We start from the raw sequence: 25,360 nt of genomic DNA, 5'->3' as shown, positions 1-25,360 counted from the left end.
AGGTGGCGGATTCAACGGACAGGGAGGGGCACATGCCCGAGCAGGGCAGCACCAGGCGGGACCAGGACGGCCTGGAAGGTCACATATCGGGTCATACATCGGGCCGCCTGTCGGGCCGCCTGTCGGGACGTCTGTCGGGCGGCGCGGCGGTGGTGGGGCCGACGGCTCCCGCGGCCGCACGGGACCCTTCGCCGGGCGCGAATCCACCCGGCGGCACCCGCCGTTCGGTGGGGCTGCTCGTCACCCTCGTCCTCGGCGGGCTCACCGCGGTACCCCCGCTGTCCATGGACATGTACCTCCCGGCGCTCCCGGAGGTCACCGACTCGCTGCACGCGGGCGCCGCCACCGTGCAGTTGACGCTCACCGCGTGCCTAGCGGGGATGGCGCTCGGTCAGTTGGTCGTCGGGCCGATGAGCGACAAATGGGGGCGAAGACGACCGTTGATCGCCGGTCTGCTCGTCTACATCGTCGCCACCGCCGTCTGCGCGATCGCGCCCACCATCGAGCTGCTCATCGCGTTCCGGCTGCTCCAGGGGCTCGCCGGCTCGGCCGGGATCGTCATCTCGCGGGCCGTCGTCCGCGACCTGTACGACGGTACGGACATGGCGCGGTTCTTCTCCACGCTCATGCTGATCGCCGGGGTCGCGCCGATCGTGGCGCCGCTCATCGGCGGGCAGGTGCTGCAAGTCACCGACTGGCGGGGCGTCTTCTACATCCTGACGGGCGTCGGGATCGTGCTGACCGCCGTCGTCTGGCGGCTGCTGCCGGAGACGCTCGCGCCCGAGCGCCGGCACAGCGGCGGCGTGGCCCAGGCCCTGCGCACCATGCGCGGCCTGCTCTCGGACCGCCCCTTCACCGGCTACATGCTCACCGGCGGCTTCGCCTTCGCCGCGCTCTTCGCGTACATCTCCGCCTCGCCGTTCGTGATCCAGGAGATCTACGGCGCCTCCCCGCAGACGTACGGCATCCTCTTCGGCGTCAACTCGATCGGCCTGGTGGCCGTCAGCCAGGTAAACGGCAAGATCCTCGTCGGCCGGGTCAGCCTCGACAAGACGCTCTCCGTCGGCCTCGCCGTGATCACCTGTGCGTCGGCCGCGCTGCTCCTGATGGCCACCGGCGTCTTCGGGGAGGTGGGCCTCGTCCCCATCGCCGCCGGCCTGTTCGTCCTGATGTCCGCGATGAGCCTGTGCATGCCCAACACCAACGCCCTCGCCCTCACCCGCGCCCCGCACGCCGCGGGAAGCGCCTCCGCCCTGCTCGGCACCTCCTCCTTCCTCGTCGGCGCGATCGCCTCCCCCCTCGTGGGTATCGCCGGGGAGCACACGGCCGTCCCGATGGCCGTCGTCCAACTGGCGTGCGCACTGGTGGCCGTCGGCTGCTTCATGGGACTGTGCCGTCCGTGGCAGAGGCAGGCGGACGAGAAGGGAGCAGAGAGCTGAGTGCGCCGAGACTGCGCCCCGGCACACCGGAACGTGCCGGGCTCGACCCCGACGAACTGGCACATCTCGTACAGGAGGTCCACGAGCTCACCGACGGGGACCGGCCCTGGGCCGCGGGAACCGTAGTGGTCGCGGGGCGCGGCCCCGTGATCGCCGCCGAGGAGGCGGCGGGCTGGGCGGTGCGGTACTCCGCGTACGACGAGGAGACGGACCGCGGCGTGGAACTGCCGCTCAAGGCCTGGGTGCCGATGAGCGTGCACACGCCCTTCGACCTGGCGTCCCTGACGAAACTCTTCACGAGCGTCGCCGCCGTGCAGCAGCTGGAGCGCGGCACGCTCGGCATCGACGCGCGCGTGGCGGCGTATCTGCCGGACTTCACCGCGGCGGCAGACCACGGCATCACCGTACGGCAGCTGCTCACCCACACCTCCGGGCTGCGGCCCGAACTCCCGCTGTACGACTGCCCGAGCGGCGCGGCACGGCTCGCCCTGCTGCGGGCGGAGGAGCCCGTGACGGAGCCGGGCGGGGCGTACGGGTACTCGGACCTCAACATGCTGCTCCTCCAGCACATCCTGGAGCGGATCACCGGGCGGCCGCTCGACGTCCTCGTACGGGACGGGATCACCCGGCCGCTCGGGATGGCGGCCACCGGGTTCGGACCGAGGCCGGGCGCGGCCGCCACGGAGGACCAGCGCACACCCTGGGCCAAGGCGGACCGCGGGATGCTGCGGGGCGAGGTCCACGACGAGAACGCGTGGGCGCTCGGCGGCGTCGCGGGCCACGCCGGACTCTTCTCCACCGCCCGTGACCTGGCCGTCTTCTGCCGCACCCTGCTCGCGGGCGGCTCCTACGGCACCGCTCGCATCCTCGGCCCCGAGATCGTCGAACTCCTCCTCGCCCCACCCGGCCTCGGTTTCATGGTCGACCAGCCGTGGTTCATGGGAGGTCTGGCCGGTCACGGTGCGGCGGGCCATGCCGGCTTCACGGGTACGTCGCTGGTCCTCGACCCGGCGACGGACACGTTCCTGGTGCTGCTGGCGAACGCCGTGCATCCGCGGCGCCGGGGGCCGGACAGCGGCCCGCGGGCGGCTGCGGGGACGCGATTGTCCCGGGCGGTTCGCGGTGCGTGAGCGGTCCGGGGCCGTGTGTGAGCGGTGCTCTCGGCCGAGATCGACGCTCAGTCCCGAGGTGTCTGGTGGCCTCTGGTGGCGTTCGGTGGCCCGTAGACTCCTCGCGTGAACGCCCCTGTTTCCCCAGCCGAGACCCTGCGGGCGGCCCTGGCGGGGCTGCTGGACGGGGTGCCGCCGAAGGCGGCCGCCCAGGCCGTCGAGCGGCTGATCTCCCACTACCGCGGCACCACCCCGACCGACGCCCCGATCCTCCGTGACCGCGCGGACGTGGCCGCGTATGCCGCGTACCGGATGCCGGCGACCTTCGAAGCGGTGTGCTCCGCGCTGGACGCCTTCGCGGACGCCGTGCCGGACTGGGCGCCCGGCAGCCACGTCGACGTGGGCGGTGGGACGGGGGCGGCGACCTGGGCGGTGGCCGCGACCTGGGGCGAAGAGCGGGCGGTGACCGTACTCGACTGGGCGGAGCCCGCGCTGGCCCTCGGGCGTGAACTCGCCGCGCAGAACCCGCTGTTGAAGTCCGCCGAGTGGCGCCGCTCTCGTATCGGATCAGCGCTCACGCTTGAGAGCGCTGATCTGGTGACGGTGTCGTACGTACTCGGCGAGCTGGCCGAGGCCGACCGTGTCTCCGTGGTCGACGCCGCCGCGGCCGCCGCCCAGGCTGTCGTGGTCGTCGAGCCCGGCACCCCCGACGGCTACGCGCGTGTCATCGCCGCCCGCGACCGCCTGATCGACGCCGGTTTCCGCGTCGCTGCCCCCTGCCCGCACAGCGCCGCCTGCCCCATCGTGCCCGGCGAGGACTGGTGCCACTTCTCCGCCCGAGTCAGCCGTTCCTCGCTGCATCGGCAGGTCAAGGGCGGCTCACTGGCGTACGAGGACGAGAAGTTCAGCTATGTCGCCGCCGCGCGCTTCCCGGTGACTCCGGCCCCCGCCCGTGTGGTCCGGCGGCCGCAGATCCGTAAGGGGCAGGTACTTCTCGAACTCTGCGAGGCCGAGGAGCGCCTGCGCCGTGAAACGGTGACCAAGCGTCACGGGGTGCTCTACAGGGCGGCGCGGGATGCCGACTGGGGGAATGCCTGGCCCCCGGCCGTGGACGACTAGAAGCGAGTCGAAGCGGTCCTGCTGGCTGGAATGCGCCGATGGTCCGATACGTCGACGGGCCTCCCGGACGACCGGATTCCGGGCCAAGTCCCTTAGGGGAGCGCCTATTTGGTGTTCGTGATCTCGTCCGGTACATATAGAGGCTCTCGGACTGCCGCGATCGACCCTGGCTGATTTCATCTCATCCTGCGCGGTGGTCGTACATCGACTCCATGGGGGAGCACACACATGAAGAAACGCCTCGTACTGCCTGCGGCTGTGGCTGCCCTGGCGCTCTGCGGAGCGCTGCCGTCCGCCTCCGCCGCTCCTGTGTCCACCAAGTCGGTCCAGAGCTCCGCGGCGGCGTGTGAGACCATCACGGCCCACTTGGGGAACGTGAAGATCCGCAAGAAGCCCAAGGCCAGTTCGACGGCGGTGGCTCTGTGGCTCAAGAACACCAAGGGCTGCTGGCACAGGGGCCTCACGGGCGGTAAGTACAACAAGTGCGGGCGCAACTGGGACGGCTGGGGCTACGTCACGTGGCGTGGCTACAAGGGCTATGTCCCCAACGCTTGCGTGAAGCCCGCCTGACGCCNGGCTACGTCACGTGGCGTGGCTACAAGGGCTATGTCCCCAACGCTTGCGTGAAGCCCGCCTGACGCCGGCGGCTGGATGAATGAGCCCGCCCCGTCGTATCCCACAAGGGACACGACGGGGCGGGCTCTGCTGCTGTTCACGACGACTCGCTGGTCGTACGCCCTTCCTCCTGGCGTTTCTGTTGGAGCTTGCGCAGCAGCTCCCGTTTCTGGGCCTGGGGGTCCAGGCCGCCGCCGATGCGGCCGCCCTTGTCACCGCCGCGCAGGGCCTTGCGGCCGAGGTGCTTTCGCGCACCGCCGACTCCCAGCATGTTTCCGGCTCCGCCTCGGGTCATCGCCGGTCTCCTTCCGCGTTCCATAGGTGGCACGAGACGTATCGTCTCGAACGTGTTCCCACAGTTTGAGACGAGACGATCCGTCTTGTCAACCTGATAAAGTTCGAACCATGACCCAGAAATCCGCCCCCGACTCCACCCGCCGCAGCGAGAAGTCCCGCCGTGCGATCTACGACGCCGCCCTCGCCCTCGTCGGCGAGATCGGCTACACCAAGACCACGATCGAAGGCATCGCCGCCCGCGCCGGCGTCGGCAAGCAGACGATCTACCGCTGGTGGTCCTCGAAGGCCGAGGTGCTGATGGAGGCCTTCGTCGATCTCGGCGCCCGTACCGCGGAGGCCGCCGGTCAGGCGGAGTGGGAGCAGGCCGACGGCATCCCCGACACCGGAGACCTCGAAGCGGACCTGAAGGCGGTGCTGCGCGCCACCGTCGACGAGCTCAACGACCCGAGCTACGACGCCCCGGCCCGCGCGCTCGCCGCGGAGGGCGTGGCCAACCCCGCGTTCGGCGAGCAGTTCGTCGGCGAACTCCTCATGCCGGCGCTGGAGATGTACGTACGCCGCCTGCGCGCCGCCCAGGACGCCGGCCAACTGCGCGCCGACATCGACCCGTACATCGCCCGCGACCTGTTCGTCTCGCCGCTCGCGCAGCGCTGGCTCCAGGGCACCGGCCCGCTCGACCACGCCTATGCCGACACCCTCGTCGAGTACGCCCTCCACGGCCTCGCCCCGCGCTGAGCCTCCCGCCCGACAGAGCCGTCACCGAAGTCGAGCCGTCACTGAAGCCGAGCCGTCACCGAGGCCGAGCCGTCACTGGAGCCGAGCCGCGCGGAGCTGAGCCTCCACCTGTGGCTCCACCGGGTGGCGAGCCATCAGGGCCGGCGCGTCCGTGATGATCCCGTCGCAGCCGAGCGCGAGCGCCCGGTCGCGCTGCGCCGGGGTCACCACCGTGTGCGCCCACACCCGCGGAATGCCGGATCTGACGGCCCGTACGAGATCGGAGGCGCGGGCCTTGTAGTCCACGTCCAGGACATCCACGAACCGCGCCCACCGCTCGGGCCGGTCGGTGCGCATCTGCCGTGCCGAGCGCCACAACTGGGCGGTGAGGCCCATGCGGTGGGCGTGCAGCGCCACCGCCGGACGGTTGGAGTTGACCAGCACCGAGCGAGCCAGCCCGCGCTCCTTGATCATCGCGGCGAGCGCCCGCAGGCTCTTCGGGTCCTTCGCCTCCAGCATCAGCACGATCCGTCCGCCGAAACGATCCAGCACCTCGGCGACCGTCGGCGGCCTCTCCGCGCGCCAGTTCCCCGGCAAAGAGGCTTCGGGCCGCAGCCGTACGCCCTGCCAGTCCCGAAGGCCGAGTCCGCGCACCGGGCCGCCCGTGAAGGTGGTGCGGTCCAGCGTCGGGTCATGCATGACGACCATGGTGCCGTCACGCAGTATCCGGGTGTCGAAGTCGATCACGTGGGCCGTACCGCTCTCATAGGCGGCCATCAGCCCCGACATGCTGTTCTCGGGAACCTCGAGGGCGCCGCCGCGGTGCGCGGTGCGCACGATGCGGGGGAGTGAGGCCACCGTCACCGGGCCCGCGCCCCATTCGAGTGGGGTCGGCGCCCTGCCCGGTCCGGCGAGCGCTCCGATCTGCCGTGCGAGCGCCTCGGCCTGTTGCACGAGGGCCTTGGCCTGTTGGGTGAAGGCCCCGTTCGGGTGCGCGAGGGCTCCGACCGGTCCGGCGAGGGCCTCGCCCTGTTTGACCAGGGCTCCGGCCGGTCCCGCGACGGCCGCGTCCGGTCCCGCCAGGGCCCCGCCCGCTTCCGCGAGCGCCCCGCTCTGGACCGCCAGGACGAGCGAGATGAGACCTGCGACACCCGTCAACACGGTCCTTGTGATCATCGTGACCATGGCGACACCGTAGCCAGGCACATCATGTCAAAGTACGTAATGACACTCGATCTCTATCCGCGCGCGCATCGCCCCACCTACCCCGGATGGGGCCCCCTGTCCGACGGGGCGCAGGAGGGTGGGACCATGGAGCATGCTGTCCGCACAACAGCGAGGCGAGGGGATCGATGAGCGCAGAGTTCGGCCGCCGCTCGGGTAGGCAGGGCAGGATGTCCCAGTGGCTGCGTGGCCGCCGTCCCCGAACGGAGCCCGACGATGGCGCGGGACGTGAGGATCTGCTGCTCGCCGCCGCCGGCGCGGGGTTGCCGCTCGCGCCCGCCGCCCATCCCTCCGGCTACCGGTGTTCGTGCGACCGCGTCGGCTGTCCCACTCCTGCCCGGCACCCCGTGTCCTTCGCCTGGCAGACCCAGTCCACGACCGACCGCGCGCAGATCGAGCGCTGGGCCCGGCATCAGCCGCAGGCCAACTTCATCACCGCGACCGGCATGGTCCACGACGTCCTCGACGTACCGCTGGACGCCGGCCGTGAGGCGCTGGAGCGGCTGCTCGCCTCGGGTATCGAGGTCGGTCCCGTCGCCGAGTCCGGCGGTGACCGGATGCTCTTCTTCACGGCCACCCGCGGTACGCCCGAGGACGAGGACGAGTGGTGGCCCTGCGAGTTGGACTGCCACCCCGAGACGATGGATGAGCACCCCGGCCTGCGCTGGCACTGCCGCGGCTCGTACGTCCTCGTCCCGCCCGCCCAACTGCCCGGCGATCTGACGGTCGAGTGGGTGCGCGGACCCGAACACCCGCTCCCGGATCCGCTGTCGCTGCTCGAGATCCTCACGGACGAGTGCGCGCGGTACGCCGGCGAGGGGCGGGACCACGTGGCGGCCTGGCCTCACCGGCGCTGACCCCCACGGGGGCTGAGCCTCGCAGGGCGTCACGGCCCGGCCCCGCCGCCCTGCCCTGCCTACTCGCCCTTGGCCCCCGTCAGCCCCTGGATCCGGCTGAGGAACGTGACCTTCTGGTCCGGGGCGCTCTTCGCCGGGTCCAGTACCGCCTGGTTGGAGACCGACTCCAGGGTGATGGACTGCTTGGCCTCGCCCGTCATCAGGGCCTTCACGTTGGGGTCGGTGACGTTGAGCGGGACACCCTGCCACCCCGTCTGCTTCTCGTAGTGGCGGGTGGAGAAGAACACCAGCGCGCCACCGTCCGTGGTACGCAGCCCGACCGCGGCGTAGTCGCCGGACGTCAGCGGCTCGTCGATGTACTGCCGGGCCAGCCCCGGCCGCTTCGCGTTCTTCTTGCGGCTCTCCCGCCACGCGGAGGTGTTCGTTCCCGGCGCGAAGGTGTCGCCGCCGTCGCGCAGATACGTCGTGTACGACTCGGCGAGGTCCTTCGGCCGGACGGCCAGGTCCGCGGCGTCCGCGGTGACCGGCTCCGCCCAGCCGTCCTTGTCCTTCTTGAACTCCGGTACGTCGTCGGCGCCGAGGATCGTCAGATACGAGACCTCCCACACCTCGTCCGGGCCGCCCCGGGTGAACACCAGCAGCCAATGGGCCTCGGTGGAGCCCTTGTTGGCCCGGGAGTCGGCGACGAACCAGCGTGGCCAGCCCGCCTTCTTGGGGATGGTGAACTCGGTGTCGGTCAGCTTCAGCGGCACGTAGTCGGGATCGCCGCCCGGCTGGGTCTTCTTGCCCGCCCTGAGCTTCGCGCCGTCGATGTCGGCGAGGGGGCCGGCGACCCGGTCCGCGTCCAGCGACTGGTCGTAGGCCTTGTTGGCCTTGTTGTACGCGGTCGTGAAGTCCTTGAGGGCGCGCGCGGCCTCGGACTTCGTGGACCCGGGGAGTACCTCCCGCTCGCCGTGCACCACCATGCACCCGCTCGCCGTCACCGACAGCACGGTGACCGCTGCCGCCGACGTGGTCAGCCTGCTCAGCCTGCGAAGTGTCTGCGGCGTCTTCATCGGATCGTCTTCACCTTCCCCTTCCCGGAGGCGAACCCTACCGGGACCGGGAAACGCGCCGTCGCCGGGATCACGTACCGCGCCCGCACCGTGATCTTTCCGTGAGGCGGCCACGTCACGCGGGCGGGTCGGAGGGCGGACCCTCAGGCCCTCAGACCCCCAGATCCTCAGACCTCCAGATCCTCAGACCTCCTCGCGGACCGGCGGGTCAGCCTTCACCTTGCCGCTGCCGCCGGACCGTGCCGGTGCCAGGAAGAAGGCCAGCGTCGGCACCAAGTACAGGGTCCACACGACGACTTGGAGCACGGTCGGGTCCGGCTGGAAGTTGAAGACGCCCTTCAGCAGCGTGCCGTACCAGGTGTCCGGGGGAATGGTGGTGCTGATGTCGAAGGCCTTGTCCGCCAGGCCGGGCAGGAACCTGGCCTCCTGAAGGTCGTGGAAGCCGTACGCGAGAACGCCCGCGGCCACGATCACCAGCATGCCGCCGGTCCAGGTGAAGAACTTGGCGAGGTTGATGCGGACCGCGCCCCGGTAGAAGAGATAGCCGAGCACGACCGCGGTCGCGATGCCCAACAGGACGCCGATCAGCGGTCCTTGGGTGCCGTCGCTGGACGCGCGCACCGAGGCCCACACGAACAGCGCGGTCTCCAGGCCCTCCCGGCCGACGGCCAGGAACGCGGTGGCGACCAGGGCGCCCGTGCCCATCTGCAGGGCCGCGTCCAGCTTTCCGTGCAGATCGGCCTTCAGATGACGGGCCGTACGCCGCATCCAGAAGACCATCCACGTCACCAGGCCGACCGCGACGATGGACAGCGAACCGCCGAGTGCCTCCTGTGCCTCGAACGTCAGCTCCTGGGAGCCGAATTCGAGCGCGCAGCCGAAGCCGAGGGCCAGCGCGATCGCGACACCGATGCCGATCCAGATGGGCTTCAGCGCGTCCCGGCGTTCCGTCTTCACCAGGTAGGCGATGAGGATGCAGACGACCAGGCTCGCTTCGAGGCCCTCGCGCAGGCCGATCAGATAGTTGCCGAACACGGCCTACGCCTCCTTGGAATCCTTGGAGAACAGCGCCCGGCCCCACCAGTCGTCCTTGTCCCGGACGCCCGGCGGGATCGCGAAGATCGCCGAACCCACGTGCTGGATGTACTCGTTGAGCGCGTCGGTGGCCAGACTGCGCTGCACCGGGATGAAGCCCTCGCGCACGTCGCGCTGGTACGCGAGGAAGAACAGGCCCGCGTCCAGGCGGCCGAGCCCGTCCGTGCCGTCGGTGAAGGAGTAGCCGCGGCGCAGGAGCGTCGCCCCGTGGTTGGAGTCGGGGTGGGCGAGCCGGACATGCGCGTCGGGCTTCATCGCCTTCAGGAACGGCTTGTCCCGCTCCTTCGCCTTGCCGACCGGAGCGCCTTCGCCCTTGTCGCGGCCGAAGATGTCCTCCTGCTCCTGGAGCGAAGTCCGGTCCCAGGTCTCGATGTTCATCCGGATCCGGCGCGCCACGAGATACGAACCGCCGGCCATCCAGCCGGGGCCGTCCTTCTCGTCCACCCACACGAACTTCTTGAGGCGACCGCTCTCCGTTCCCGCGATGTTGCGGGTGCCGTCCTTGAACCCCATGAGGTTACGAGGGGTCTGCGCCTCCGGAGTCGTCGACGACGTCTTGCCGAAGCCCAGCTGGGACCAGCGGATGACGACCTTGCCGAAGCCGATCCGGGCGAGGTTGCGGATCGCGTGCACCGCGACCTGCGGGTCGTCCGCGCACGCCTGTACGCACAGGTCGCCGCCGCTGCGGTTCTTGTCGAGGTTGTCGCCCGCGAACTGCGGCAGATCCACGAGGGCTTCGGGGCGCCGGTCGGCCAGCCCGAACTTCTCGAACAGGGAGGGCCCGAAGCCGACCGTCAGGGTCAGCCGTGAGGGCTTGAGGCCCAGCGCCTCCCCGGTGTCGTCCGGCGGCGCCTCGGCCAGCCCGCCGTACGCGCCCTCACCCACCGCGTGCCCGGCGGTCATCCGCCGCGCGGCGGTCGTCCAGTCCTTCAGCAGCTGGACGAACTCGGCCCGGTCCTCGGTCTTCACGTCGAACGCGGCGAAGTGCAGCCGGTCCTGCACCGGCGTCGAGATGCCCGCCTGGTGCACTCCGTGGAAGGCGACCGCGGCGCCCGACTCGGCAGCCGTCGGCTCGACGTCGTCGCCCGTACGGGTCATCGCCACGGCGCCGCCGGCCGCGGCGGCGCCGAGCGCGAGCCCGGCACCGCCCCAGCCGATCAGCGAACGCCTCGACGGAGTACGGGAGGTGCCGGTGGCGGGCTCAGTGGTGTCCGTGGAGTCCGCGGCCCCGGTGATGTCCGTGGACTCCGTGGTGTCTGTCGAGCCAGTGGTGTCTGTCGAGTCCGTGGTGTCCGTCATGGCGGTACCTCTTACTTCACGACGACGGCGGCGGCGAGCTTGGACAGCGGTTCGGCGAGCGCGTTCACCGCGTCCGAGAGCTCCTTGCGGTCGGCCTTGCCGACCTTGTCGTACGAGGTGAACTCGTAGGAGTCCTTGTTCGGGCGGTACTTGTCGAGCAACGTGTTGAGCGCGGCGAACTGCTTGTCGAGTTCCTTGGTGAGCGCCGCGTCGTTCTCCGAGGCGACCGTCTTCAGCAGCTCGTACGACTTCTCGGCGCCCTCGACGTTCGCCTTGAAGTCGACCAGGTCGGTGTGCGAGTAGCGCTCCTCCTCGCCGGTGACCTTGCCGGTGGCGACCTCGTCGAGAAGTTCCTTGGCCCCGTTGGCCATTGAGGTCGGGGTGATCTCGGCCTTGCCGACGCGCTTCTGCCAGTCGGTGAGGTCCGTGATCAGCTGGTCGGCGAGTTCGGAGTCGCGGTCGGTGAGCTTCTTGTCCTGCCACAGGGACCGCTCCAGGCGGTGCCAGCCGGTCCAGTCCTTCTCCGGGTCCTGGCCGTCCTCGAGTCCGTCCTCGCGCAGGTCGACCTTCGGGTCGATGTCACCGAAGGACTCGGCGACCGGCTCGGTGCGCTCCCAGCCGATGCGCGAGTCGGCGTACGCCTTCTTCGCGGCCTCGATGTCGCCGTCCTTGACCGCCGCCGCGAAGACCTTCGCCTTGGGCAGCGTCTCGTCGGCCTGCGCTTGCGCGTAGGCGCGGTAGTCGGCGACGGCCTTGTCCAGGCGCGGGTCGCGCTTGGCGACCTTGCCGCTCCCGGTGGCCGTGACGTCCTGACGTATGCCCTTGCCCTTCATGCCGGGCTTGCAGGCGATGCGGTAGTCGCCCGCCTTCACCTCGGCGGTGACCTTCTGGCTGGTGCCCGGACCGATGTTCTCGCGCTCGGTGACGATCCGGTCGTCCGGGAAGAGCAGATAGACCTCGGTGACCTTCGAGCCCTTGTTCTCCACGGCGAGTTCGACGTGCCCGGCCGGGAACTCCTTTTTGGACACCTCGCACTTGGTGTCGGTGGCCGTCACCGCGACGACGTGATCGTCAGTCTCAGCGGTGCTTTTCTCGGTGCAGCCTGTGACGGCGGCCAGCGTCGCCGCGGTGGCGGCTGCGGTGACGACGGAGAGGCGGACGGCTCGCATGCGGGCTCCAAGAAGGTTCACAGGTGCACAGGAGGAGACACAAACCCCGAGGTGAGGCGTGCCTAACTTAACTGAGCCTTACCTCAGAGCCACCCGGTAGTCCAGTGATTCAGCTCTCATTGACGGTGTATGAGCACGGCCGGATCACGGTGGCTCAATCCACACCCCACGAAACGGTCAAACGCGGGTCAAGAACCCCGGAGATGCGTAACGACGCGTCACCGCCGGCGGAGGTGGGAAGACGCCGACCGCTGTCCGCGAATCCGCGGCCGTGGACGTGCGGTTGCGCCGCGTGATGCTTGAATGCCCCGGTGACTGATTACGACGTGCTGCGTGTCTTCTGCGGGCCCGGTGGGCGATGCGGGAACGAGTTGGGGGTCGTGCGGGACGGCTCGGTGATGCCGGAGGCGGACGAGCGGCAGATGTTCGCGGGCAAACTCGGGTTCAGCGAGACCGTGTTCGTGGACGACCCCGAGCGCGGGATCATCGACATCTACACACCCACGCTGCGACTGCCTTTCGCCGGGCATCCCTGCGTCGGTACGGCCTGGCTGCTGGACGTGCCCGAACTCGTCACGCCCGCGGGGGTGGTGGGGGCCCGGCTCGACGGGGAGTTCAGCTGGATCGAGGCGCGGCCCGAATGGGTTCCGCCGCGCACGCTGCGTCAGTACGGCACCGCCGCCGAGGTCGACTCGCTGGCGGTGCCGACACCTGGGGAATGGGTGTACGCCTGGGCCTGGGAGGACGAGGCCGCCGGCCGGGTCCGTGCGCGTGCCTTTCCCGGCCGCGACGACGGCATCGCCGAGGACGAGGCCACCGGGGCGGCGGCCCTGCTGCTCACCCATCAGCTCGGCCGCGCCCTGAACATCACCCAGGGCGCGGGCTCGCAGATCCTCACGGCACCGCAGCCGGAGGGGTGGGTGGAGGTGGGGGGACGGGTGTTCCTGGAGCGTTAGGGGTTTCTAGGCGCTCAGCCGGAACTCTTCGCCGAGTGCCTGGAACACCGCGGTGTTCAGTGCGAACGCCCGCTTGCACTCCGCGACGATCCGCTGCTTCTCCAGGTCGTCGGCCCGGATTCCGTCGAGCAGTTCGCGATAACGCCGCTTGAACGCGGCCGGGTTGGCGATCTCCTCGAAGACGTAGAACCGCACGCCGTCGCCCTTGCGGGTGAAGCCCCACGTCTTCTCCGCCTTGTCGCGGATGATCTGTCCGCCGGAGAGGTCGCCGAGGTAGCGGGTGTAGTGGTGGGCGATGTAGCCGGCGGGCCAGGTGAGCGCGCACTCCGTCACGCGCTGCGCGTAGGTCGTCGTCGCGGGCAGCGCGGTGAGTCCGGCTCGCCAGTCGGCGCCGCGCAGATGCGCGAGGTCCTGCTCGAGCGAAGCGAGTCGCAGGAGCTCGGGCTGGATGAAGGGGCCCGCCACGGCGTCGTCCGACAGGCGCTCCGCGCTCTCCTCCAGCGCCCGGTAGACGAACCACAGCTGCTCGGTGTAACGCGCGTACGCGTCCACGCCGAGCCTGCCGCCGAGCAGGTCGCTCATGAACGTCGACGTCTCCGCCTCCATGTGCTGCTCGTGTGAAGCGGTGCGGACGAGCGTCGAGAACGGGGTGTTCGACGAGGTCATGTGGGCCTCCGGCGCTGAGGGGAAGACGGGAGCCATCTTCTTTGGTTAGGCTTACCTAAGTCAATGAGTTCCCGACGTCCTGTCGGTAAAACCGTACCCCGAATCGCGATCACGTTCACATGGAACAGCCGCCCCCTCTGTTCGAGAAGGGGCGGCTGAAAGGCGCGGCTGTGGCGAACGGCTGCCGCGGTGAGCGGCCACTGCGGTGAGCGGCTGCTGCGGTGGGCGGCTGCTGCGGTGGGCGGCTGCTGTGGAGGGGCTACGGCAGTGTGAGGACCTCGGTCCCGCTGTCCGTGACGACCAGGGTGTGCTCGAACTGCGCGGTGCGCTTGCGGTCCTTCGTCACGACCGTCCAGCCGTCGTCCCACATGTCGTACTCGTGCGTGCCGAGCGTGAGCATCGGCTCGATGGTGAAGGTCATCCCGGGCTGGATGACGGTGGTCGCCTGCGGGCTGTCGTAGTGCGGAATGATCAGCCCGGAGTGGAACGACGAGTTGATCCCGTGTCCCGTGAAGTCCCGCACCACCCCGTACCCGAACCTCTTCGCGTACGACTCGATGACCCGCCCGATGACATTGATCTGCCGACCGGGCTTGACGGCCTTGACGGCGCGGTTGAGGGCTTCCCGGGTGCGCTCGACGAGCAGCTTGCTCTCTTCGTCGACGTCCCCGACGAGATACGTCGCGTTGTTGTCGCCGTGCACCCCGCCGATGTACGCCGTCACGTCGAGGTTGATGATGTCGCCGTCCCGCAGGACCGTCGAGTCCGGGATGCCGTGGCAGATGACCTCGTTCAAGGAGGTGCACAGGGACTTGGGGAAGCCGCGGTAGCCGAGGGTGGAGGGATAGGCCCCGTGGTCGCACATGTACTCGTGGGCGACCCGGTCCAGCTCGTCCGTCGTGACGCCGGGCGCGATCAGCTTCGCGGCCTCGGCCAACGCCCGCGCGGCGATCCGCCCCGCGACCCGCATGGCCTCGATCGTCTCCGGGGTCTGGACCTCCGGTCCGGTGTAGGGCGTGGGAGCGGGCTTGCCCACGTACTCGGGACGCCGGATGCTTCCGGGTACGGAACGGGCGGGAGAGAGCTCCCCTGGTACGAGCAGCGACTGGCCAGACATGCCAGCGAGTTTAACCAGCGGGTGTGGGGGACGATGTCCCTGGCGAAAGGAGCCTGAGCCATGGCGCTGTTCAAGAAGCGGACGGTCGGGAAGCCGGGCGAGTGGTACTACTGCCTGGAGCACAAGAAGGTCGAGGAAGGCCCCGAGTGCCCAGCGAAGGACCGCTTCGGCCCGTACGCGTCCCGGGGTGAGGCGGAACACGCGCTGGAGATCGCCCGCGAGCGGAACGTGGAGTGGGAGAACGACCCCCGCTGGCACGACTCCGCTGCGCGGGGCTCGGAGGACGACTGAGCTCCGCGCTGGGGGCGCTCGCCAAGTGCGCTGTGGGGTGTGCGCTGTGGGGTGTGCGGGTGTGCGAAGGCTGCGGGCTGTTTGTGGCTGGTCGCGCAGTTCCCCGCGCCCCTAAGGGGCGCGGGGAACTCAACCCGGTGTCGCGGCTGCCTCTCTGGATTCCCTCAGCCTATTTGCGTGCTCGTTTGTGCGTACGTCGTAGGACATGAGTTTCGGGAGGCACAGGGCCAGGGCGCCCACCGCGGCCACGCACAGTACGCCGCCGGACCAGATGGAGGTCCGTACGGTCGTCCACGCGGCCATGGTGCCGGCCCGGACCTGGCCCAGCTGGGGGCCGACCGAGTAGGACAGCAGCTCGATCCCCGCGAGCCGTCCGCGCAGCTCGTCCGGGATCGTCTGGTTCCACATCGCCGCGCGGAAGATTCCGCTGACCATGTCGCAGCCGCCGGCCAGGGTGAGGAAGACGAGGATCAGCCAGACGTTGTGGGCCGCGCCCGCGGCCACCATGGCCAGGCCCCAGCAGGCTGCCGCCAGGACCACCATCCGGCCGTGGCGGTGGATCCGGGAGGTCCAGCCGCTGGTGAGGCTCACCAGGAGCGCACCGGCCGGTACGGACGCGTACATGAGGCCGAGCGACCACTCGGCGTCCAGGTCGTCCGCGAGGAAGGGGAGGACGGCGAGGGGGAAGGCGAGGAACATGGCGGCGAGGTCGATCGTGTACGTGCCCAGGAGCTCCTTGCGGCTCCATGCGTAGCGCGCGCCCTCCGCGATGGACCGCAGAGAGGGCCGGGCCGCCTCGTGCGCGGCCGGTGACGCGGCGAGGCCGAGGCCCAGGACGACCGAGATCGCGAAGGTGACCAGGTCCACGGCGTAGGCCCAGCCGAGCCCCGCGTACGCCACGACCAGGCCCGCGACGGCCGGGCCCGCTACGCCGCCGACCGTCCAGCGCAGGGAGTTGAGCGCGGCGGCCGCCGGCAGGTGCTCATGCGCGACGATGCGCGGCACGAGCGCGTCCAGCGCGGGTCGCTGGACCGCGCCGAGCGCGGCGGACAGCGCTGCCACGGCGTACAGCGGCCACACCACCGGATGCGGCAGCGACGCGTTGACCAGCAGGCCGGCGCAGAGCAGCCCCTGGCCCGCCTCCGTCCAGAGGATCAGCTTCCGTTTGTCCAGGGCGTCGGCCAGAGCACCGCCGTACAGCCCGAAGACGATCAGCGGTACGAGTTCCGCGGCGCCGATCGCCCCCACGGCCACCGCGGACCCCGTGAGCTCCTTCATCTGCACCGGGAGCGCCACGAAGGTCAGGAAGCTGCCGAAGTTGGTGACGATTCCGGCCACCCAGAGACGTCGGAAATCGGCCGAGGTGCGCCAGGGGGCCAGGTCCGGCAACAGCGCGCGTAAGCGCCCGGGGGGAGGGGGAGAGGGGGCTTCCTCGGGGGTCGTCACGACCGGACATGTTCCGATGCCGCTCCCCGCGAGACAAACGAATTTCCGCGACCGGCCACTTGTCAGGGGAAGTTCACCGCATGTTCGCCCGAGGTGGGCAAGGGGGGCCTGATCGACGAAATGGACGGACCAGACGGAAGGGATGGAATGACGGCCGACGGAGGGTTACATGGTGAGCATTGAGGCGTCCGTGCCGTTCCGGGCGGGACAGGAGGGTTACGCGAGCTTCCGCATCCCGGCCGTCGTCAGCACCCTTGACGGCCGGACCCTGCTCGCCTTCTGCGAGGGACGGGTCGGCTCCCATGACGACTTCGGGAACATCGACATCGTGCTGAAGCGGTCCACGGACGGCGGCCGCACCTGGGGCCCGCTCCAGGTCGCCGCCAAGAACGGCGACCACCTCGCGGGCAACCCCGCCCCCGTCGTCCTCGACACCGGCCGCATCCTCCTCGTCCACGTACGCAACGCGGCGCTCGCCACCGAGGACGCCATCCGCCGCGGCAAGGTGAGCGCAGCCGACGGGCGTCGCGTCTGGATCCAGCACAGCGACGACGACGGGGCGACCTGGTCGAACCCGCGCGACATCACCGGGCAGACGAAGAAGGCGAGTTGGCGGTGGTACGCCACCACGCCCGGCCATGCCGTCCAGCTCACCACCGGCCGTGTGGTCGTTCCCGCCAACCACTCCCTCCCGCAGACGGGCAGCGACAACGGCACCGAGGGGAAGTACAACGGCGGGCACTGCCTGCTGAGCGACGATCGGGGCGAGACCTGGCGCATCGGGTACGTCGACGACAACACCGACGGCTACATCAACGTGAACGAGACGACCGCCGCCGAACTCCCCGACGGCCGCCTCTACTTCAACACGCGCAACGACTCTCCCGCCCCCGGCACGCGCGCCGACGCCTGCTCCGAGGACGGCGGCCACAGCCTGCTCAAGCCCTTCCGGCCGCAGGCGGGCCTGACCGCCCCCGTCGTCGAGGGCAGTCTGCTCCAGCTCCGCGACCCCGACGTCCTGCTCTTCTCGGGCCCTGCCGACCCAGGCTTCCGGGCCCTGATGACGATCCGCGCCAGCACGGACGACGGCATCACCTGGCGGCCCGCGCACACGGTGGACGGGCTGCCCGCCGCGTACTCCGATCTCGTACGCGTCGACGAGTCGACCGTCGGGCTCCTCTACGAAACGGGTGACTTCAGCGCCTACGAGACGATCACCTTCCGCAGGGTGCCCGTGACGGACCTCACCTGAGACCCGCGGCTCCGCCCGGACGTAAAGTCGGCCCATGACCTCTTCCGACAACGCACAGCAGGCCGCCGCCCCCGCCAAGGCCCCGGCCAAGGACCCCTGGGACCTGCCCGACGTGTCCGGGCTCGTCGTGGGCGTGCTCGGCGGCACCGGGCCGCAGGGCAAAGGCCTCGCCTACCGGCTGGCCCGGGCCGGCCAGAAGGTGATCATCGGGTCGCGGGCCGCGGAGCGGGCCCAGTCCGCCGCGGACGAACTCGGGTACGGCGTCGAGGGCGCCGACAACGCCGAGTGCGCACGGCGCAGCGACATCGTGATCGTGGCGGTGCCGTGGGACGGGCACGGCAAGACCCTGGAGTCGTTGCGGGAGGAGCTGAGCGGGAAGCTCGTCGTCGACTGCGTCAATCCGCTCGGCTTCGACAAGAAGGGCGCCTACGCGCTGAAGCCGGAGGAGGGCAGCGCCGCCGAGCAGGCCGCGGCCCTGCTTCCGGACTCGCGGGTGACCGCGGCGTTCCACCATCTGTCGGCGGTACTGCTGCAGGACCCGGAGATCGAGGAGATCGACACCGATGTGATGGTGCTCGGCGAGGTCCGGGCGGACGTCGAGATCGTGCAGGCGCTGGCCGGGCGCATCCCCGGGATGCGCGGCATTTTCTCCGGGCGGCTGCGCAATGCCCACCAGGTCGAGTCGCTCGTCGCGAACCTGATCTCCGTGAACCGCCGTTACAAGGCCCATGCCGGCCTGCGCCTGACCGACCTGTAACCGACGTACCGGGGACGTGCAGGGGCGCTCCCCGGGTGGGGGACACTGTTGGAAAAGCAGTGTCCCCCCGACAAAAGACGTGTCCCCCCCGACAGGAGCCGACCTGATGCCCCGCCTCGCCCTCTACGCCCTCGCCGTGTGCGTCCTGTCCGTGGCCGCGGCCGTCGTCTCCTTCGCCCGGGGCAGCTGGCTGGGGATCGTATGGGTGCTGCTGGCCGGGCTGTCGTCGAACATGACCTGGTACTACGCGCGCCGCAACAAGGCGCGGCGCGCCCCGGACGCGGGCTCGGTCACTGGCTGACGGAGCAGAACTGGTCGGTCTCCGTCCAGAAGCGGTAGAGGTTCTGGCCGCAGTACGTCCGGATCTCGTCGATGCCCAGGCCGCGCAGCATCGCGTCGACCGCGTCGAAGAACACGCCGTTCACCTCCGGGATCCACAGGAGTCCGAACACGGCGAGCAGGCCGAAGGGCGCGAACGGCTCCACCTGGCGGCGGATCTTGTGCGACAGCCAGGGTTCGATCACGCCGTAGCCGTCCAGGCCCGGGACGGGCAGGAAGTTCAAAATGGCCGCCGTGACCTGGAGCAGGGCCAGGAAGGCGAGGGCGAACTGGAACTCCGCCGGCACCCCGTCCAGTGCGTCCAGCCAGAACGGCGCCGTACACACCACGGCGAACAGGACGTTGGTCAGCGGTCCGGCCGCCGAGATCAGGCTGTGCTTCCAGCGGCCCTTGATCCGGCCGTGCTCGATGAACACCGCGCCGCCCGGCAGACCGATTCCGCCCATGATCACGAAGAGCACCGGCAGGACGATGCTCAGCAGCGCGTGCGTGTACTTCAGCGGGTTGAGGGTCAGATAGCCCTTCGCGCCTATGGAGATGTCGCCGCTGTGCAGGGCCGTGCGCGCGTGCGCGTACTCGTGCAGACAGAGCGAGACGATCCACGCCGCCGTCACGAACAGGAAGACGGCCAGGCCGGGTTGCTCGGCGAAGCCGGTCCAGGTGGCCCAGCCGGTGACCGCCATGACGGCCACGATCCCGACGAAAACGGGGCTGATCCGCCGGTCACTTCGGCGGGTGGTGGCGGTGGTCATGGGGGCGGGCTCCCTGGGGTACGGGCGACGGAGTTCATGCGAAGGGCGTGCCCGACAGTACCTGGGCGTATGCCGAAAACGTCTCGCGGTCGGCTGTGAGTTCCGGAGAGGGTGGGGACACGGCGTCGTGAGACATCCGGCGCCACACCGCCGGAACCCCGCGACCGGCGCTGACGACACCGGAGACAATGGACCCCGTGCGCTATCGCATTCTCGGCACCACCCAGGCATTCCGCGGCGACGGCACCCCTCTCACCGTCGGCGGGGCGCGGCTGCGTGCCCTGCTGACCGTGCTCGCCCTGCGGCCGGGCCGTGCCCTGCCCGCGGCGCTCCTGGTCGACGAGGTGTGGGGCGCCGATCCGCCGGCCGACGCCACGGGGGCCCTGCAGGCACTGGTGGGCCGACTGCGCAGGGTGCTCGGCGCGGACGCGATCGGCTCCACGGAGGGCGGCTACCGGCTGCGCGCGGCGGCCGACGACGTCGACCTGCACCGCTTCGAAAGGCTCGCCGGGGAGGGCACGCGCGCCCTGGGCGACGGCGACCCCGCCAAGGCCGCCGTGATCCTCGACGACGCCCTCGCCCTCTGGCACGGCCCCGCCCTCGCCGACCTCCCGGACCACACCGCCGAACCGGCCCGTTGGGAGACCCGCCGCCTCGACGCACGCCGTGCCCGCTTCGGCGCGGCCCTCGCCCTCGGCCAGGCCGAACAAGTCCTGCCCGACCTCACCGCCCTCTGCGACGCCCACCCCCTGGACGAGGCCCTCCAGCTCCTGCGTCTGCGTTCCCTGCGCGAGGCCGGCCGGACGGCGGAGGCGCTGGCCGCCTACGAGGACGTACGACAGCTCCTGGCCGACCGTCTCGGGGCGGACCCGGGGCCGGAACTGCGGGCGCTGCACGCGGAGTTGCTGCGGCAGGGGGACGAGGGACGCGGGGACGGGGGCCGCGCGGACGAGGGACGGACGGATGAGGGACGGACGGATGAGGGCCAGGGCGGGGGCGGTTCCCGGCCCGGCGTACGCGGCAGCGACTTCGAGGTGCCCGGCCCGGGCATCGGCTCGCGGGACCCGGGAGTTGGTGTGCGGGATCCGGGCGTCGGGCTGCGCGGGCCCGGTGGCTTCCCCGAACTCGCCCGTTCCGGGCGGGAGTCCGCGGATGCCGGGCGGCAGGGTGAGCGGCCGGACGGCCTCCGCGGAACCGGAACTCCCGCCGGACCCGGCGCACTTTCGCCCCAGCCCCAGCCCCCGCCCCAGCCCTCGCCCCCGGGTAACCTCCGCGCCCGGCTCACCTCCTTCGTCGGCCGCCACAGCGACCTCGAGACCATCCGGAAGGACCTCGCCGCGGCGCGGCTCGTCACGCTGCTCGGGCCCGGCGGGGCCGGCAAGACCCGGCTGTCACAGGAGGCGGGGGAGAGCGTGGCGCAGTCCGTTCCCCACGGGGTGTGGCTGGCCGAACTGGCGCCCGTCGACGACCCGGCCACCGTCCCCGAGGCCGTACTCACCGCGGTCGGCGCCCGCGAGACCGTGCTGCGCGGTGCCGGGGCCGAGGAGATGCGGGTCGTCGCCGAACGGCACGACGACCCCCTCGTGCGGCTCGCCGAGCACTGCGCCAAGCGCCGCATGCTGCTCATCCTCGACAACTGCGAGCACGTCGTCGAGGCGGCCGCCCATCTCGTCGAGGCGCTGCTGGAGCGCTGCCCGGGACTGACGGTGCTGGCCACGAGCCGCGAACCCCTGGGCGTACCGGGGGAGTTGCTGCGCCCGGTGGAACCGCTGCCCGAACCGTCCGCGCTGCGGCTGCTCGCCGACCGGGGCGCCGCCGCCCGGCCCGGTTTCCGAATCGACGACGATCCGGAAGCGGCGGCCGAGATCTGCCGCCGCCTCGACGGGCTCCCGCTCGCCATAGAACTCGCCGCCGCCCGGCTGAGGATGCTCACGCCCCGGCAGATCGCCGACCGCCTCGACGACCGCTTCCGGCTCCTCACCTCCGGAAGCCGCACCGTACTGCCGCGCCAGCAGACACTCAGGGCCGTCGTCGACTGGTCCTGGGACCTCCTCGACGAGGAGGAACGGGACGTCCTGCGACGGCTGTCCGTCTTCGCGGGCGGCTGTGACCTCGCCGCCGCGGAGGCGGTCTGCGGCCCGCCCGCGCTCGAGGCGCTCGGCTCGCTCGTCGACAAGTCCCTTGTCGTGGCGGTCCCTTCGGCGGACGGCGAGATGCGCTACCGGCTCCTGGAGACCGTCGCCGAATACGCCGGCGAACGGCTCGACGAGGCGGGCGGCCGCCCCGACGCCGAGCGCGCCCACCTCACGTACTACCGCGAACTCGCCCGCACCACCGACCCCGAACTGCGCGGCCCCGGACAGCGCGCTGCGATCGAACGTCTCGAGTTGGAGGGCGAGAACCTGCGCGCCGCACTCCAGCACGCCGTCGCCGTACGCGACGAGCAGGAGGCGCTTTGTCTCATCCACTCCCTGTTCTGGTACTGGCAGATCCGCGACCTGCGCCTCGCCACCCGCAACTGGTCCCGCGAGGTCATGTCCCTGGGCCCCGACCCCTTCCGGGCGCCCGCGGAACCAGCCGCCCCGCTGTACGAACCCTGCATCGCCGAGCCGCCACCGATGCGCCCGGAGGTCCTCGCCGAGGCCCGGCGCGGGGCGCACCTCATCCATCTCGCCTGCATGGACCTGGACTTGGAGTCCTGGCAGACCCCACAGGCCGAGGCGAAGCTGCGCACCATCACCGAGGTCTACCGGCCCGGGCTCCCTCAGACCTGCCGCGGCCCCGGCTACCTCTGGTTCTACGCCGTGATGCTCACCGGTGACATGGACCGGCTGCGCACGAACATCGACGCGACCGTCACCACGTGCCGTGAGCTCGGATACACCTGGGAGCTGGCCGTGTCCCTGCAGATGCGCGCCAACATCCTCGCCAACCGCGCCGACTGGGCGGGCGACGCCACCCGCGACGCCGACGAGGCGCTGGAGATCTTCACCCGGATCGAAGACGCCTGGGGCGCCGCCGAAGCACTCTCCGCCCGCGGCGAGGCCCACGAACGCAAGGGCGAGTACGTGCTCGCCGCCCAGGACTACACCGAGGCCATCACCCACGCCGAACGGCTGGGCGCGCGCTCCCAGACGGCGGTGCTCAGCACCCGTCTCGGCACCGTGTTCATCGAGGACGGCCAGGCGGAGCGGGGCGAACAACTGCTGCGCGGCGTCCTCGAGCAGGGCCACGGCACGGTCAACGAAGCCATGCCCGCGGCCCGGCTCTTCCTCGCCATGTGGCTGGGCCGCAGCGGCCGGACCGTGGAGGCACGCGAGCAGATGGACCGGCTGCGGGCCGAATTCGGCGCCGTCCACTTCGTGGTCTTCGACGGGTTCATCCTCGGTGTCGAGTCGTGGCTGTACTCCATCGAGGGGCGCCACGAGGAGGCGGTGGTGAAGGCGCGGGGGGCCCTGAGGCAGGCGGACGACCACATCTCCCGCATGATCGCGCCGTACATGCCCTCCATCCAGCTGACCGTCGCCGCCCTCGCCCTGGCCGGCCTCGGCGGCGGACGCCAGGCCCGGGACGCCGCCCGCTGCCTCGGCGCCGCCGACAAGCTGCGGCCGCCCGCCCACCACCTGACCGGGGCGGAGCGCGAGACACGGGCGCAGGCGGAGACGGCGGTACGCGCCGTCCTCGACGACGCGGCGTACGAGGCCGCGTACGCGGAGGGCGGCGGCCTCTCGTTCGAGGAGGCCGCCGCCCTCGTCTGACGCGATTCCCGAGCGAACGTCAGCTCTTGGTGCGGAACTTGTGGATCGCGACCGGCCCCATCACCGCGGTGATGGCCACCGACCAGCCCAGGGTCACCCACAGGTCGTGCGCGACCGGACCGCCCACCATCAGTCCGCGCGCGGCGTCCGCCAGCGTGGACAGCGGGTTGTAGTCGGTGAAGGCCTGGAGCCACCCCGGCATCGACTGTGTCGGCGCGAAGATCGACGAGCCGAACTGCAGTGGGAACAGCACCATGAAGCCCATCGCCTGCACGGACTGCGCGTTCTTCAGGATCACGCCCAGGGTGAGGAACACCCACATGATCGACGAGGCGAACACCGCGGACAGGCCCACCGCCGCGAACAGACCAGGCCAGTTGTTGATGTCGAAACCGACCAGGACCGCGACGATCATCAGCACGGTCGTCGCGAACAGCATCCGCGCCAGCTCCACCGAGATCTTCGCGAACAGCACCGAGCCGCGCCCGATCGGCATGGACCGGAAGCGGTCCATGACCCCGCTGTTGAAGTCCTGGCTGAAGCCGGTGCCGACGCCCTGGGACAGCGTCATGCTCATCATCGCGATCATGCCGGGGATGACGTACTGCACGTACCCGTCCTGCCCGCCGCCGAGGGCCTGCCCGATGGAGCCGCCGAAGACGTACACGAACAGCAGGGTGAAGACGATCGGCATCAGCAGCGCGTCGAACATCGACTCCGGGTCCTGGCGGATCCACAGCAGGTTGCGGCGGATCAGGGCGCCGGTGTGGCGGAGATGGGCGCGCAGCGGGATACGGGCGTCGGACTTGCCGACATCGGTGGTGGCGGTGACAGCGGTGGCACTCGCACTCATACGGCGACCTCCTCGCGGGTGTCGGCGGGACGGGCGTCCTGCGGGGCACTGGCGCGGTGGCCGGTGAAGGACAGGAACACCTCGTCCAGGCTGGGCAGTTCGGTGCTGATCGAGGCGATCGTGATGCCGCGCGCGCTGACCGCGCCGACCACGGCGGTCAGCTGCTCGTCGCTCAGGATCGGCACGAGCAACGTCCCGCTGTCGGTGTCCACGGTCGTGGTGGCCAGACCGGTGATGCCCAGCTCGTCGAGCACGCGGGCAAGTGGGCGCAGTTGCATCGGGTCGGCCGGCCGGACGCGCAGCGTGCGCCCGCCCACCTTGGCCTTCAGCTCGTCGATGGCGCCGTTCGCGATGACCTTGCCGCGGTCGACCACGGTCACTTCGGAGGCGAGCTGCTCGGCCTCCTCCATGTACTGGGTGGTCAGCAGGACCGTCACCCCGTCCCCGACCATGCGCTTGACCTCGTCCCACACCTCGTTGCGGGTGCGCGGGTCGAGCCCGGTGGTGGGCTCGTCGAGGTAGAGCACCGCAGGCCGCCCGATCATCGACGCGGCCAGGTCGAGCCGCCGCCGCATGCCGCCGGAGTACGTGCTCGCGGGCCGCTTGGCGGCTTCCGTGAGGGAGAAGCGCTCGAGGAGTTCGTCGGCGCGGGCGCGGGCGTCCTTGCGGGACAGGTCCAGAAGACGGCCGATGAGATAGAGGTTCTCCCAGCCGGGGAGCTTCTCGTCGACGGAGGCGTACTGGCCCGTGAGGCCTATGACTCTTCGGAGTTGGCGGGGCTGGCGCAGGACGTCGTAGCCGGCGACGGTCGCCTGGCCGGCGTCGGGGGAGAGGAGGGTCGACAGGATGCGTACGAGGGTGGTCTTGCCGGCGCCGTTCGGACCGAGCACGCCTCGGACGGTGCCCTCGCGTACGTCCAGGTCCACGCCGTCCAGTGCCTTGGTCTCGCCGTAGTGCTTGACCAGCCCCCGCACGGTGACCGCGCTTCCTGCGCGGTCGCTGGGGTTGTTGTTGATTCGCGTCATGCCGACCAAGGTGTCAGCCCCCACCGACAAACCACCTACAGCCCACCGACACGCCACCGACAGCCGGGTTTCCTCGCCCCCGCCGCCCCTACCCGTCCCATCCCGTTCCTGGGGGCTGCGCCCCCAGACCCCCGCTATCGGCCTGAACGGCCTCGT

At 70.7% G+C, this 25,360-nt stretch carries 24 protein-coding genes; 12 read left to right on the top strand and 12 right to left on the bottom strand.

What is annotated here, in order from left to right; all coding sequences use genetic code 11:
* The first annotated feature begins 32 nt into the window (after positions 1-32).
* The 4 genes from FGD71_RS26945 (at position 33) to FGD71_RS26930 (ending at position 4,237) form a co-directional block, all read left to right on the top strand.
* Entirely contained in the window at positions 33-1,439 is a 1,407-nt protein-coding gene (locus tag FGD71_RS26945) for a Bcr/CflA family multidrug efflux MFS transporter (protein WP_119103122.1), read from the top strand.
* Positions 1,391-2,569 carry a serine hydrolase domain-containing protein gene (locus tag FGD71_RS26940; protein WP_119103121.1) on the top strand — a complete coding sequence of 393 codons (1,179 nt, stop codon included), beginning with the start codon at positions 1,391-1,393 and terminating at the stop codon, positions 2,567-2,569. Before FGD71_RS26945 ends, FGD71_RS26940 begins: the two co-directional genes overlap by 49 nt.
* 105 nt (positions 2,570-2,674) lie before the next feature.
* Positions 2,675-3,667, top strand: coding sequence for a small ribosomal subunit Rsm22 family protein (locus FGD71_RS26935; RefSeq protein ID WP_119103120.1), 993 nt, complete (start codon positions 2,675-2,677; stop codon positions 3,665-3,667).
* A gap of 228 nt (positions 3,668-3,895) precedes the next feature.
* The gene (locus FGD71_RS26930) at positions 3,896-4,237 is read left to right on the top strand and encodes a hypothetical protein (protein WP_119103119.1); all 342 of its coding nucleotides are present in this window, start codon (positions 3,896-3,898) and stop codon (positions 4,235-4,237) included.
* A gap of 142 nt (positions 4,238-4,379) precedes the next feature.
* On the opposite strand, the gene FGD71_RS26925 is transcribed toward FGD71_RS26930, so the two are convergent.
* A complete protein-coding gene (locus tag FGD71_RS26925; protein WP_119103118.1) occupies positions 4,380-4,577 on the bottom strand; it encodes a DUF6243 family protein in 198 nt (65 codons plus the stop codon).
* 110 nt (positions 4,578-4,687) lie between these two features.
* Here FGD71_RS26925 and FGD71_RS26920 point away from each other — a divergent pair, with 110 nt between their 5' ends.
* On the top strand, positions 4,688-5,314 hold the full coding sequence (locus tag FGD71_RS26920) for a TetR/AcrR family transcriptional regulator (protein ID WP_119103117.1): 627 nt from the start codon (positions 4,688-4,690) through the stop codon (positions 5,312-5,314).
* 72 nt (positions 5,315-5,386) lie between these two features.
* Here the strand turns inward: FGD71_RS26920 and FGD71_RS26915 are convergent, their stop codons facing one another.
* Positions 5,387-6,478, bottom strand: a complete 1,092-nt coding sequence (locus FGD71_RS26915) for a glycerophosphodiester phosphodiesterase (RefSeq protein WP_338120083.1) — start codon at positions 6,476-6,478, stop codon at positions 5,387-5,389.
* A gap of 167 nt (positions 6,479-6,645) precedes the next feature.
* On the opposite strand from FGD71_RS26915, the gene FGD71_RS26910 reads away from it, so the two are divergent.
* Positions 6,646-7,374 carry a bifunctional DNA primase/polymerase gene (locus FGD71_RS26910; RefSeq protein WP_119103116.1) on the top strand — a complete coding sequence of 243 codons (729 nt, stop codon included), beginning with the start codon at positions 6,646-6,648 and terminating at the stop codon, positions 7,372-7,374.
* A 59-nt stretch (positions 7,375-7,433) separates the two neighbouring features.
* On the opposite strand, the gene FGD71_RS26905 is transcribed toward FGD71_RS26910, so the two are convergent.
* The 4 genes from FGD71_RS26905 to efeO all read right to left on the bottom strand — a co-directional run bounded on the left by FGD71_RS26905 (position 7,434) and on the right by efeO (position 11,992).
* Positions 7,434-8,429 carry an SCO2278 family lipoprotein gene (locus tag FGD71_RS26905; protein ID WP_119103115.1) on the bottom strand — a complete coding sequence of 332 codons (996 nt, stop codon included), beginning with the start codon at positions 8,427-8,429 and terminating at the stop codon, positions 7,434-7,436.
* Between the two features lie 183 nt (positions 8,430-8,612).
* A complete protein-coding gene (efeU, locus tag FGD71_RS26900) occupies positions 8,613-9,464 on the bottom strand; it encodes an iron uptake transporter permease EfeU (RefSeq protein ID WP_119103114.1) in 852 nt (283 codons plus the stop codon).
* Between the two features lie 3 nt (positions 9,465-9,467).
* On the bottom strand, positions 9,468-10,823 hold the full coding sequence (gene efeB, locus FGD71_RS26895) for an iron uptake transporter deferrochelatase/peroxidase subunit (RefSeq protein ID WP_420878352.1): 1,356 nt from the start codon (positions 10,821-10,823) through the stop codon (positions 9,468-9,470).
* 11 nt (positions 10,824-10,834) lie between these two features.
* Positions 10,835-11,992: an iron uptake system protein EfeO gene (efeO, locus tag FGD71_RS26890; RefSeq protein ID WP_119103113.1), complete on the bottom strand. Its 1,158-nt coding sequence runs from the start codon at positions 11,990-11,992 to the stop codon at positions 10,835-10,837.
* A gap of 311 nt (positions 11,993-12,303) precedes the next feature.
* Between efeO and FGD71_RS26885 the strand changes: the two genes are divergently transcribed.
* Positions 12,304-12,948: a PhzF family phenazine biosynthesis protein gene (locus FGD71_RS26885; protein ID WP_119103112.1), complete on the top strand. Its 645-nt coding sequence runs from the start codon at positions 12,304-12,306 to the stop codon at positions 12,946-12,948.
* Positions 12,949-12,954: 6 nt separating this feature from the next.
* Here FGD71_RS26885 and FGD71_RS26880 read toward each other — a convergent pair whose 3' ends face one another.
* On the bottom strand, positions 12,955-13,614 hold the full coding sequence (locus FGD71_RS26880) for a biliverdin-producing heme oxygenase (protein WP_119103111.1): 660 nt from the start codon (positions 13,612-13,614) through the stop codon (positions 12,955-12,957).
* 259 nt (positions 13,615-13,873) lie between these two features.
* Positions 13,874-14,731, bottom strand: a complete 858-nt coding sequence (gene map / locus FGD71_RS26875) for a type I methionyl aminopeptidase (protein ID WP_119103110.1) — start codon at positions 14,729-14,731, stop codon at positions 13,874-13,876.
* 60 nt (positions 14,732-14,791) lie between these two features.
* Here map and FGD71_RS26870 point away from each other — a divergent pair, with 60 nt between their 5' ends.
* On the top strand, positions 14,792-15,022 hold the full coding sequence (locus tag FGD71_RS26870; protein ID WP_119103109.1) for a hypothetical protein: 231 nt from the start codon (positions 14,792-14,794) through the stop codon (positions 15,020-15,022).
* A 129-nt stretch (positions 15,023-15,151) separates the two neighbouring features.
* Here the strand turns inward: FGD71_RS26870 and FGD71_RS26865 are convergent, their stop codons facing one another.
* A complete protein-coding gene (locus FGD71_RS26865; RefSeq protein WP_119103108.1) occupies positions 15,152-16,468 on the bottom strand; it encodes an MFS transporter in 1,317 nt (438 codons plus the stop codon).
* A gap of 169 nt (positions 16,469-16,637) precedes the next feature.
* Between FGD71_RS26865 and FGD71_RS26860 the strand changes: the two genes are divergently transcribed.
* The 3 genes from FGD71_RS26860 to FGD71_RS26850 all read left to right on the top strand — a co-directional run bounded on the left by FGD71_RS26860 (position 16,638) and on the right by FGD71_RS26850 (position 18,778).
* On the top strand, positions 16,638-17,720 hold the full coding sequence (locus FGD71_RS26860) for a sialidase family protein (protein WP_119103107.1): 1,083 nt from the start codon (positions 16,638-16,640) through the stop codon (positions 17,718-17,720).
* 34 nt (positions 17,721-17,754) lie between these two features.
* Complete coding sequence (npdG, locus tag FGD71_RS26855; protein WP_119103106.1) at positions 17,755-18,477, top strand: NADPH-dependent F420 reductase; 723 nt, start codon at positions 17,755-17,757, stop codon at positions 18,475-18,477.
* Positions 18,478-18,583: 106 nt separating this feature from the next.
* Complete coding sequence (locus FGD71_RS26850; RefSeq protein WP_119103105.1) at positions 18,584-18,778, top strand: hypothetical protein; 195 nt, start codon at positions 18,584-18,586, stop codon at positions 18,776-18,778.
* On the opposite strand, the gene FGD71_RS26845 is transcribed toward FGD71_RS26850, so the two are convergent.
* Positions 18,768-19,568: a site-2 protease family protein gene (locus FGD71_RS26845; protein WP_119103104.1), complete on the bottom strand. Its 801-nt coding sequence runs from the start codon at positions 19,566-19,568 to the stop codon at positions 18,768-18,770. The two genes, FGD71_RS26850 and FGD71_RS26845, sit on opposite strands and share 11 nt — an antisense overlap.
* A 188-nt stretch (positions 19,569-19,756) precedes the next feature.
* Between FGD71_RS26845 and FGD71_RS26840 the strand changes: the two genes are divergently transcribed.
* Positions 19,757-23,326 carry an AfsR/SARP family transcriptional regulator gene (locus FGD71_RS26840; RefSeq protein ID WP_119103103.1) on the top strand — a complete coding sequence of 1,190 codons (3,570 nt, stop codon included), beginning with the start codon at positions 19,757-19,759 and terminating at the stop codon, positions 23,324-23,326.
* A gap of 19 nt (positions 23,327-23,345) precedes the next feature.
* Here FGD71_RS26840 and FGD71_RS26835 read toward each other — a convergent pair whose 3' ends face one another.
* Entirely contained in the window at positions 23,346-24,179 is an 834-nt protein-coding gene (locus FGD71_RS26835) for an ABC transporter permease (protein WP_119103102.1), read from the bottom strand.
* Positions 24,176-25,204 (bottom strand): ATP-binding cassette domain-containing protein, encoded by a 1,029-nt coding sequence (locus FGD71_RS26830; protein ID WP_119103101.1) that lies wholly within the window; start codon positions 25,202-25,204, stop codon positions 24,176-24,178. Before FGD71_RS26830 ends, FGD71_RS26835 begins: the two co-directional genes overlap by 4 nt.
* Positions 25,205-25,360: the final 156 nt, after the last annotated feature.

Source organism: Streptomyces sporangiiformans (assembly GCF_005768555.2).
In the GTDB taxonomy this organism is placed as follows: domain Bacteria; phylum Actinomycetota; class Actinomycetes; order Streptomycetales; family Streptomycetaceae; genus Streptomyces; species Streptomyces sporangiiformans.
Note: the sequence above shows the minus strand (reverse complement) of the source record. Positions and strands in the feature narration are given on the sequence as shown.

Excerpts from the sequence above, each read along its gene's own strand:
- FGD71_RS26945 (WP_119103122.1), top strand. The coding sequence starts at position 33 with ATGCCCGAGCAGGGCAGCACCAGGCGGGACCAGGACGGCCTGGAAGGT.
- FGD71_RS26930 (WP_119103119.1), top strand. The coding sequence starts at position 3,896 with ATGAAGAAACGCCTCGTACTGCCTGCGGCTGTGGCTGCCCTGGCGCTC.
- FGD71_RS26925 (WP_119103118.1), bottom strand. The coding sequence starts at position 4,577 with ATGACCCGAGGCGGAGCCGGAAACATGCTGGGAGTCGGCGGTGCGCGA.
- FGD71_RS26920 (WP_119103117.1), top strand. The coding sequence starts at position 4,688 with ATGACCCAGAAATCCGCCCCCGACTCCACCCGCCGCAGCGAGAAGTCC.
- FGD71_RS26915 (WP_338120083.1), bottom strand. The coding sequence starts at position 6,478 with ATGGTCACGATGATCACAAGGACCGTGTTGACGGGTGTCGCAGGTCTC.
- FGD71_RS26910 (WP_119103116.1), top strand. The coding sequence starts at position 6,646 with ATGAGCGCAGAGTTCGGCCGCCGCTCGGGTAGGCAGGGCAGGATGTCC.
- FGD71_RS26905 (WP_119103115.1), bottom strand. The coding sequence starts at position 8,429 with ATGAAGACGCCGCAGACACTTCGCAGGCTGAGCAGGCTGACCACGTCG.
- efeB (WP_420878352.1), bottom strand. The coding sequence starts at position 10,823 with ATGACGGACACCACGGACTCGACAGACACCACTGGCTCGACAGACACC.
- efeO (WP_119103113.1), bottom strand. The coding sequence starts at position 11,992 with ATGCGAGCCGTCCGCCTCTCCGTCGTCACCGCAGCCGCCACCGCGGCG.
- FGD71_RS26880 (WP_119103111.1), bottom strand. The coding sequence starts at position 13,614 with ATGACCTCGTCGAACACCCCGTTCTCGACGCTCGTCCGCACCGCTTCA.
- map (WP_119103110.1), bottom strand. The coding sequence starts at position 14,731 with ATGTCTGGCCAGTCGCTGCTCGTACCAGGGGAGCTCTCTCCCGCCCGT.
- FGD71_RS26870 (WP_119103109.1), top strand. The coding sequence starts at position 14,792 with ATGGCGCTGTTCAAGAAGCGGACGGTCGGGAAGCCGGGCGAGTGGTAC.
- FGD71_RS26860 (WP_119103107.1), top strand. The coding sequence starts at position 16,638 with ATGGTGAGCATTGAGGCGTCCGTGCCGTTCCGGGCGGGACAGGAGGGT.
- npdG (WP_119103106.1), top strand. The coding sequence starts at position 17,755 with ATGACCTCTTCCGACAACGCACAGCAGGCCGCCGCCCCCGCCAAGGCC.
- FGD71_RS26850 (WP_119103105.1), top strand. The coding sequence starts at position 18,584 with ATGCCCCGCCTCGCCCTCTACGCCCTCGCCGTGTGCGTCCTGTCCGTG.
- FGD71_RS26845 (WP_119103104.1), bottom strand. The coding sequence starts at position 19,568 with ATGACCACCGCCACCACCCGCCGAAGTGACCGGCGGATCAGCCCCGTT.
- FGD71_RS26840 (WP_119103103.1), top strand. The coding sequence starts at position 19,757 with ATGGACCCCGTGCGCTATCGCATTCTCGGCACCACCCAGGCATTCCGC.
- FGD71_RS26835 (WP_119103102.1), bottom strand. The coding sequence starts at position 24,179 with ATGAGTGCGAGTGCCACCGCTGTCACCGCCACCACCGATGTCGGCAAG.
- FGD71_RS26830 (WP_119103101.1), bottom strand. The coding sequence starts at position 25,204 with ATGACGCGAATCAACAACAACCCCAGCGACCGCGCAGGAAGCGCGGTC.